5 protein-coding genes are annotated in these 8336 nt (G+C 60.8%); 2 read left to right on the top strand and 3 right to left on the bottom strand.

Annotated elements, in window-relative coordinates; translation table 11 throughout:
* Both E5198_RS19300 and E5198_RS19295 read left to right on the top strand, forming a co-directional pair.
* Positions 1 to 739: ATP-binding protein (locus E5198_RS19300; RefSeq protein WP_136491558.1), on the top strand; the 739-nt coding region annotated here is incomplete at its 5' end.
* Positions 740 to 934: 195 nt separating this feature from the next.
* Positions 935 to 2896, top strand: a complete 1962-nt coding sequence (locus E5198_RS19295; RefSeq protein WP_136491557.1) for a choline BCCT transporter BetT — start codon at positions 935 to 937, stop codon at positions 2894 to 2896.
* A 255-nt stretch (positions 2897 to 3151) separates the two neighbouring features.
* Here E5198_RS19295 and E5198_RS19290 read toward each other — a convergent pair whose 3' ends face one another.
* The 3 genes from E5198_RS19290 to E5198_RS19280 form a co-directional block, all read right to left on the bottom strand.
* Positions 3152 to 6250 (bottom strand): HsdR family type I site-specific deoxyribonuclease, encoded by a 3099-nt coding sequence (locus E5198_RS19290; protein ID WP_136491556.1) that lies wholly within the window; start codon positions 6248 to 6250, stop codon positions 3152 to 3154.
* A 92-nt stretch (positions 6251 to 6342) separates the two neighbouring features.
* Positions 6343 to 7581 (bottom strand): restriction endonuclease subunit S, encoded by a 1239-nt coding sequence (locus E5198_RS19285; RefSeq protein ID WP_136491555.1) that lies wholly within the window; start codon positions 7579 to 7581, stop codon positions 6343 to 6345.
* Positions 7578 to 8336 (bottom strand): type I restriction-modification system subunit M (locus tag E5198_RS19280; protein ID WP_218569075.1); only part of this gene is annotated, 759 nt, incomplete at its 5' end. The genes E5198_RS19280 and E5198_RS19285, both read right to left, overlap by 4 nt.

The following is an 8336-nucleotide window of genomic DNA, read 5'->3' as shown; positions in this document are numbered from 1 at the left end:
CGGCCTGGCGCCGCAGGGCGGCTGGCCGCAGCGGCCGTTCCGCCAGCCGCACCACAGCGCCTCCGGGCCGGCGCTGGTCGGCGGCGGCACGCGCCCCAAGCCCGGCGAGATCAGCCTGGCCCACCATGGCGTGCTGTTCCTCGACGAGCTGCCGGAGTTTCCCCGCCACGTCCTCGACGTGCTGCGCCAGCCGCTGGAGAGCGGCGAGATCGTCATCGCCCGCGCCCAGGACAAGCTGCGCTTTCCCGCACGCTTCCAGCTGGTGGCGGCGATGAACCCCTGCCCGTGCGGCTACCTCGGCGATCCCGAGCAGCGCTGCCGCTGCACCCCGGAGCAGGTGCAGCGCTACCGCGCCCGGCTGTCCGGCCCGTTGCTCGACCGCATCGACCTGCACCTGGCCGTGCGCCGCGAGCCGACCCGCCTGCACGCCAGCGGCGAGGGACCGGACAGCGCCACGCTGGCCCGGCAGGTGGCCGCCGCTCAGGCGCTCCAGTTCGAGCGCCAGGGCTGCGCCAACGCCCACCTCGACCTGCCCGGCCTGCAGGCCCACTGCGCCCTCGCCGAGGCCGACCGCCTGTGGCTGGAGGGCGCCGGCGAGCGCCTGCGCCTGTCGCTGCGCGCCCTGCACCGCGTGCTCAAGGTGGCGCGCACCCTGGCCGACCTGGAAGGCCTCGCCGACATCCGGCGCGCCCAGCTGGCCGAGGCGCTGCAGTACCGGGCGAGCGGCGAGCCCGGCTGAGGCACCCGGCATGCATATGACAAAGCTATCAGGAGAATCTAATCCTTCATAAAAAGCTATCGAGCTGGTAGGGTGGTCGGCTCCGCGGACCGCGCGGGCGCGCCGCGCCCGGGATTGGCGCTCGGCGCCGGCGCGGTCCAGTCTGTTCCGATACCCGCCCCTGGCGGCCATCCGATCACAAGGAGAGCCTGCTCCATGGAAACTTCCCCGCGCCCCGCGCGCACCCTCAACCCCCCGGTGTTCTTCGGCTCCGCCATCCTCATCTTCGCCCTGGTGCTGTTCGCCGTAACCCTGCCGCAGACCGCCCAGGCCCTGTTCGGCCAGGTGCAGAGCTGGATCGTCGGCAACGCCAGCTGGTTCTACGTGCTGGCCGTGGCGCTGATCCTGATCACCGTGGTGTTCCTCGCCGTCAGCCGCTACGGCGACATCAAGCTCGGCCCCGACCACAGCCGCCCCGACTACAGCAACACCACCTGGTTCGCCATGCTGTTCTCCGCCGGCATGGGCATCGGCCTGATGTTCTTCGGCGTCGCCGAGCCGGTGATGCACTTCGTCGCCCCGCCGGTCGGCGAGCCCAACAGCGTGCAGGCCGCCCGCGAGGCGATGAAGCTGACCTTCTTCCACTGGGGCCTGCACGCCTGGGCGATCTACGCCATAGTCGCGCTGATCCTCGCCTTCTTCTGCTACCGCCACGGCCTGCCGCTGACCCTGCGCTCGGCGCTGTATCCGCTGATCGGCGAACGCATCCACGGCCCCATCGGCCACGCGGTGGACATCTTCGCCATCCTCGGCACGGTGTTCGGCGTGGCCACCTCGCTGGGCTACGGCGTGCTGCAGATCAACAGCGGCCTCAACCACCTGTTCGGCCTGCCGGTCGGCACCGCCGTGCAGATCGGCCTGATCGTCGCGGTCACCGCGCTGGCCACTCTGTCGGTGGTCACCGGCCTGGACAAGGGCATCCGCATCCTCTCCGAGCTCAACCTCGGCCTGGCCGTGTTCCTGCTCTTGCTGGTGCTGCTGCTCGGCCCCACCGTCTACCTGCTGCAGACCTTCGTGCAGAACACCGGCAGCTACCTGTCGGAGATCGTCAGCAAGACCTTCAACCTGTACGCCTACGAGCCGACCGACTGGCTGGGCGGCTGGACCCTGCTGTACTGGGGCTGGTGGATGTCCTGGTCGCCGTTCGTCGGCATGTTCATCGCCCGCGTCTCGCGCGGGCGGACCATCCGCCAGTTCGTCTGCGGCGTGCTGTTCGTCCCCGCCGGCTTCACCCTGCTGTGGATGACCGTGTTCGGCAACGGCGCCATCCACATGATCATGCAGCAGGGCCTGACCAGCCTGGCCGCGACGGTCGACCAGGACAGCTCGCTGGCGCTGTTCGCCTTCCTCGAGCAGTTCCCCTTCGCCTCCGTGCTGTCGACGGTGGCGGTGCTGATGGTGGTGGTGTTCTTCGTCACCTCGGCCGACTCCGGCGCGCTGGTGGTCGACATGCTGGCCTCCGGCGGCAACCCGCACACCCCGCTGTGGCAGCGGATCTTCTGGGCCGGCTCGACCGGCGTGGTGGCCATCGCCCTGCTGCTGGCCGACGGCCTCAGCGCCCTGCAGACCGCCACCATCGCCAGCGCGCTGCCGTTCTCGATCATCCTGCTGGCCTCGATGTGGGGTCTGCTCAAGGCCCTGCACCTGGACTCGACCAAGCGCGTGCTGCGCCAGCAGACTCCCAGCCACGGCCGCCACGCGCAGATCCACGGCGGCTGGCAGCGGCGCCTGCGCAACCTGGTGATGTTCCCGCGCCGCGCCCACGTCAACCGCTTCCTCGACGAGGTGGTGCAGCCGGCCTGCCTGGCGGTGGCCGAGGAGCTGCGCAAGCAGGGCCTCACCGGCGAAGTGCAGAGCGGCGACGACCACCGCGTGCGCCTGGAGGTGCGCCACGGCACCGAGGTCGACTTCGTCTACGAGGTGCATCCGCGCGCCTACGTGCAGCCGAGCTTCGTGATGCTCGAGGGCGACGAGGAGCGCAAGTACTTCCGCGCCGAGGTGCACCTGCAGGAGGGCGGCCAGGACTACGACGTGATGGGCTGGTCGCGCGACGAGGTGATCGACGACATCCTCGACCAGTACGAGCGGCACATGCACTTTTTGCACGTGGTGCGCTGAGGGGGGATTCCGCACATATGTCTGAGCATGGCATTGCGGTCTCGCCGGAACTCCGCTGTCGAGGCAACGATGCCACGCTCCAACCATGTGATCCCAATCATGCTGCCGTCACAATGCAATTGAACTCTCCACATCATAGCCAGCCGCATGCCACCCTCTGACCTTCATCGAACTCCAGAATGGAAGCCAGAGCATGTCTCGGAGCGGCCGGGGCCGGGGCCGGGGCCGGGGCCGGGCGAATAGATCAGCGTTTCCTTAGATCTGCCCACCCACACCTTTGAACTTCTCCACAAAAGCCGCGATTTTCTGGAAGACAGTCTGCTTCTTGGTCAGGAATTGCGGGTTCAATGGGCTCATCTTGGGCAGAACCGCGTTTAGCTCTGTGCCGTTCTCGCTGGCGAACTCCCGCTTGAGCGAGGTAGTGATATAGCGCCTGGCCGCTTCGGCATTCAGGCCTTCATCACTGATCAGCTCCTGCGCTTCGCGCTGCTGCTCCGCCTGGGCAAAGGTGAAGAAGGCGTCTATCACGCTGGCCTTGTCGCCAATCTTGTCCAGATCGGTCTGGTTGATGAAGTCCACCACCAAGCTCTCTTTGGCGCGGTTGCCGAGGCTTGCGCGGATCACCCGGCGCACTTCATCCACCAGCTCCGACTTGCTCTTGATCTTCTTGTTGTGCTCGAAGATCAGTTCCAGGATGTAGTCCAGATTGATCTCTTGCGACTTGAGCAGGTCCACCTCAAAGACCACGTCATCCCAGTCGATGGTGGACTTTTCCTTCTCAGCCCCCGCTTTTTCACGGCGCAGCCAGTCGCGCACGTCGTTGTAGGTGGAGCGGTAGTCTTGGATCTTGCGCTCTGCGGGGAGCGTGATGGCTTGCAGTGCCGTCAGATCCTCATCGCTCAGGTAGTGCTTGGCCTTGAACGCCTCTACCGCAGCAGCATCCGTCAAATCAACGCTCTGAAGCTCTTTCAGGCTGGCGAACTCGTCATAGTTCTGCAGCACGTTCTCGACGCGCAGGTACTCGCCAAACAGCTTGGCGAAGGCCTTCTTGTCGACCTCCTTCTCAATAGCAGCAGGGTCTGGGAAGCGTGCTTCCAGTTCCTGCACCACCTCCATGAAGCCTCGCCGCGCCTCACCGGTGGTCGCATCGGTGAAGCCTTCCATGTACGCCTTGTAGCTCTTCTCCAGCACCACGTTCTTGGTGTTCTTGTCACCGAACAGGGTGATGGCATCGATGGTCGCCTGCTCCAGATCACGGAAGGTGACGATATTGCCGAAGGTCTTGGTGGCATCGAAGATGCGGTTGGTGCGCGAATAGGCCTGCATCAGGCCGTGAAAGCGCAGGTTCTTGTCGACGAACAGCGTGTTGAGCGTGGGCGCATCAAAGCCGGTCAGGAACATGCCCACCACGATGAGCAGGTCGATTTCCTTGGCTTTGACCTGCTTGGCCAGGTCGCGGTAGTAGTTCTGGAAGCCTTTGCTGTCCACGCTGAAGTTGGTCTTGAACAGCGCGTTGTAGTCGGCGATGGCCGCGCTCAGGAACTCCTTGGCGCTGCTGTTCATGGCCGACACATCAAAGCTCTCGTCCTGGATGTCGCCAATCGCATCCTGCTCCTCGTTGGCCGCGAACGAGAAGATGGTGGCCACCTTCAGTGGCTTGTCGCTGTTCTTCTGCAGCTCCCCGAAGCACTCGTAATACAGCTTGGCAGCATCCACGCTGCTGACGGCAAACATGGCGTTGAAGCCCTTGTTGCCCGCGTGCAGACGGTGGGTCTTCTGCCGGAAGTTGTTCAGGATGTACTGGGTGATCTCGCGGATACGATCCGGGTGCAACAGGGCTTGCTTGTTCTCCGCTGCGCTCAGCTTCTTCTCGTCCTTCTCGGTCTCGATAGCCTTGAACTGCGGGCGCACATCGTTGTAGTCCACCTTGAACTTCAGCACCTTCTCGTCGCGGATCGCATCGGTGATCACATACGAATGCAGTTCACGGCCAAACACGCTGGCGGTGGTCTCGGCGCCCAAGGCGTTTTCCGGAAAGATCGGCGTGCCGGTGAAGCCGAACTGGCAGAACTTTTTGAATTTCTTCTTCAGGTTCTTCTGAGCTTCGCCAAACTGGCTGCGGTGGCATTCATCAAAGATGAACACCACCTGCTTGCCGTAGATGGGCAAGTCTGCCTCGCTCTTCATCAGGTTGTTGAGCTTCTGGATGGTGGTGACGACGATCTTGTTGTCGTCCTTTTCCAGGTTGCGCTTCAGGCCTGCCGTGCTGTCCGAGCCATTAACGCTGTCGGGCGAAAACCGCTGGTATTCCTTCATGGTCTGGTAGTCCAGATCCTTGCGGTCCACCACGAAGAACACCTTGTCGATGAAGTCCAGCTCGGTAGCCAGGCGCGCCGTCTTGAAGCTGGTCAGCGTCTTGCCGCTGCCCGTGGTGTGCCAGATGTAACCGCCGCTCTCCGTGTTGCTCCAGCTCCTGGCCTGATGGCTGCTGTTGATCTTCCACAGAATGCGTTCCGTGGCGGCGATCTGGTAGGGGCGCATCACCAGCAGCGTGTTGCTGACGTCGAACACCGAGTAATGCAGCAGCACATTGAGCAGCGTGTGCATCTGGAAGAAGGTCGCCGTGAAGTCCTTCAGATCCTTGATCAGCGTGTTGTCCGCCTTCGCCCAGTTCATGGTGAAGTCGAAACTGTTCTTGTTACGCTGCGTGGTGTTGGCAAAGTAGCGGCTGTCGGTGCCGTTGGAGATCACGAACAGCTGCAGGTACTTGAACAGGGAATGCTCGCCGTTGAAGCTCTCCTTGCTGTAGCGGTGCACCTGATTGAAGGCTTCCCGAATCGCGACGCCGCGCTTCTTCAGCTCCACCTGCACCAGCGGCAGGCCATTCACCAGCACGGTCACGTCATAGCGGTTGGCGTGGCTGCCTTTTTGCGCAAACTGCTTGATGACCTGCAGCTTGTTGCGGGCAACATTCTTCTTGTCCAGCAGATAGATGTTCTGGATGCGCCCGTCGTCAAACACGAAGTCGTGGATGTAATCGTCGTGGATCTTGCGGGTCTTCTCGACGATGCCATCACTGGGCTTGTCCAGCCAGGTTTCGACAAACCGCAGCCACTCGCCATCGGCAAACTGCACGTCATTCAGTGCTTGCAGCTGTACGCGCACATTAGCGAGCAAGGCATCGGGCGCGTTCAGTCCGGGCAGATATTCATAACCCTGGTTCTGCAGATCCTGAATGAACTCGCGCTCCAGATCGCCTTCGCTCTGGTAGCTTTCGGCAACCGGCCATTCCTTGGTGTATTTATCCAGAACGATGAAGTTGCTGGATTCGGCGATGGTCTTGTAGGCAGTCATTTACTCGCTCTCGTCCTTGCTGATCGGCGCAATCAACTCACGACACAGGGGGAAGCCCTTCCATTGGCGGGGGCGAAGGCCGGGTGGTTTGTTCATGCCACTATTTGTTCAGGTCTTGGAAAGCTCAACAGCAGATCGCGGTAATACTCATATTGCCTCTGGCGCAGCTCGATTTCACGCGGCAAGCCCTCGGTGATGGAGGTGATCAGAGTGTCAAACTTGTCGAGGATGGCAACGATGCGCGCCTGCTCCGCGAGTGACTTTTCACGATCATTCGGGTATGGCACCGGCACCCTGACCTTTTTGACCCCATCAATCAACAGCCTGTTAACCTTCCCCCGGGACACATGCTTTGCCTTCTCATCAATGAAGGCTGCCGTTTGCATTACATAGGAAATGTATTTCGGATTCATGGAGTGCCGAAAGGCGTAGCTGTCATCATGTATGGCCACTTTTCCACTGCCAAGCCAAGCCACGGCTTTACCCACATCTTCAACCGTCTCACCAACACCCGCCATGACAACATCCCCCGGCTCGGCATAGCGCAGCGATCCCGCCATATCCTTTCTGACCCGAGAAAAGGCTTGTGTCGTGAAGGTGCCATACCGTGTGTATATCTCGCCGTAGTGAATCACACTGATGCCATCTTCGACATAGTCGGCCTTGGTAAAGCGCTTGCCGCGAATAAATTCGCCAACCTCCCCCAGCGCCCTCCACTCGACATCCACACCATCAAAACTCAACAACTGGTCACGATAATGCTTGTATTGTTTTTTTCTGGCGGTAAGCTCGGCGGTACAGGCGGTAAATGCGTCCAGAATACGGACGATTTCGGCCTGGATTTCAAGCGATTTCTTGGGGTTATCGGGGCAGGGGATGGGGAGCTTATATTCGAGTATCTTTGCTTTATCGCCGCGAGGCATTTTTGCCCCTTTGGCGTGCTGCATGTTGTAGGCGAAGAATTTCTCATCGGTGAGTATCTGGTGCAAGTAGCCAGAGCTCAACGATTCATGAGTAGGGCGGACAACAAGCACATCGCCATTTGTGCCGCCAGACTGATTGGCGAGCCAAATTTTCTTCAAATAGGGGCGAATATTTCCGATCAAGATATCACCTGGGCGATATTCAATCAGGCGACTCTCAGTAGGGACATAACTTGAGTCGGTTTTTCCTGCCCCATTCTGGAGAAGATTATCAACGCCTACATAGTTCTCCTCATTGACTCCATTACAGTCGATGCGCATGTCTGAGTACTTAGCCACATCCCCTAACGCCCGCCACTCCACATCAACCCCATCCAGCAGCTTGTCCAAAAAACTCACGCCGCTCATGCCTCCAGCTCCCCGCCTTCAATCTCCGCGACGATAGCATCGATGTCCTGCCGAAGCCGGTCGATCTTGGCCACGGTGGTTTTCAGCTCGGCATTGAGCTTTGCAATGTCCACCACCTCGCGATTGTCCCTGGCCTCGACGTAGCTGCTGACCGACAGGTTGTAGTCGTTGGCAGCCACTTTCTCGAAGGGGATTGACTGGGCAAAGTGCGCCACATTCGCCTTGCTGTCGAACACCTGCATGATCTGCTCGATATGTGAATCCAGCAGCACGTTGTTGTTAGTCTCTTTCTTGAACAGGCCGCTGGCATCGATGAACTGGGTGTTGGTGTCCGTTTTGTGCTTGGACAGCACCAGGATATTCACGGCGATGGTGGTGCCATAGAACAGGTTGGACGCGAGCGAAATCACCGTCTCCACATAGTTGTTGTCCACCAGATACTGGCGAATCTTCTGCTCGGCGCCGCCCCGGTAGAAGATGCCGGGGAAGCAGACGATGGCAGCGCGGCCCTTGCTGGACAGGTAACTGAGCGCGTGCAGCACAAAGGCAAAATCGGCCTTGGACTTGGGTGCCAACACACCGGCCGGGGAAAAGCGGTCATCGTTGATGAGGGTGGGGTCATCGCTGCCTTTCCACTTTACCGAATACGGTGGATTGGAAACGATGGCATCAAAAGGCTGGCGGCGGCAAAAACTGAGTGCAACACCTGACCTTTCCGGTACGGTGTTGCCATGTCTTACCACGAACTCAGCATT

This window comes from Pseudomonas sp. A-1 (assembly GCF_004801855.1).
Classification (GTDB): Bacteria; Pseudomonadota; Gammaproteobacteria; order Pseudomonadales; family Pseudomonadaceae; genus Geopseudomonas.
Note: the sequence above shows the minus strand (reverse complement) of the source record. Positions and strands in the feature narration are given on the sequence as shown.

Coding starts and splice junctions, on each gene's coding strand:
- E5198_RS19295 (WP_136491557.1), top strand. CDS start 935: ATGGAAACTTCCCCGCGCCCCGCGCGCACCCTCAACCCCCCGGTGTTC.
- E5198_RS19290 (WP_136491556.1), bottom strand. CDS start 6,250: ATGACTGCCTACAAGACCATCGCCGAATCCAGCAACTTCATCGTTCTG.
- E5198_RS19285 (WP_136491555.1), bottom strand. CDS start 7,581: ATGAGCGGCGTGAGTTTTTTGGACAAGCTGCTGGATGGGGTTGATGTG.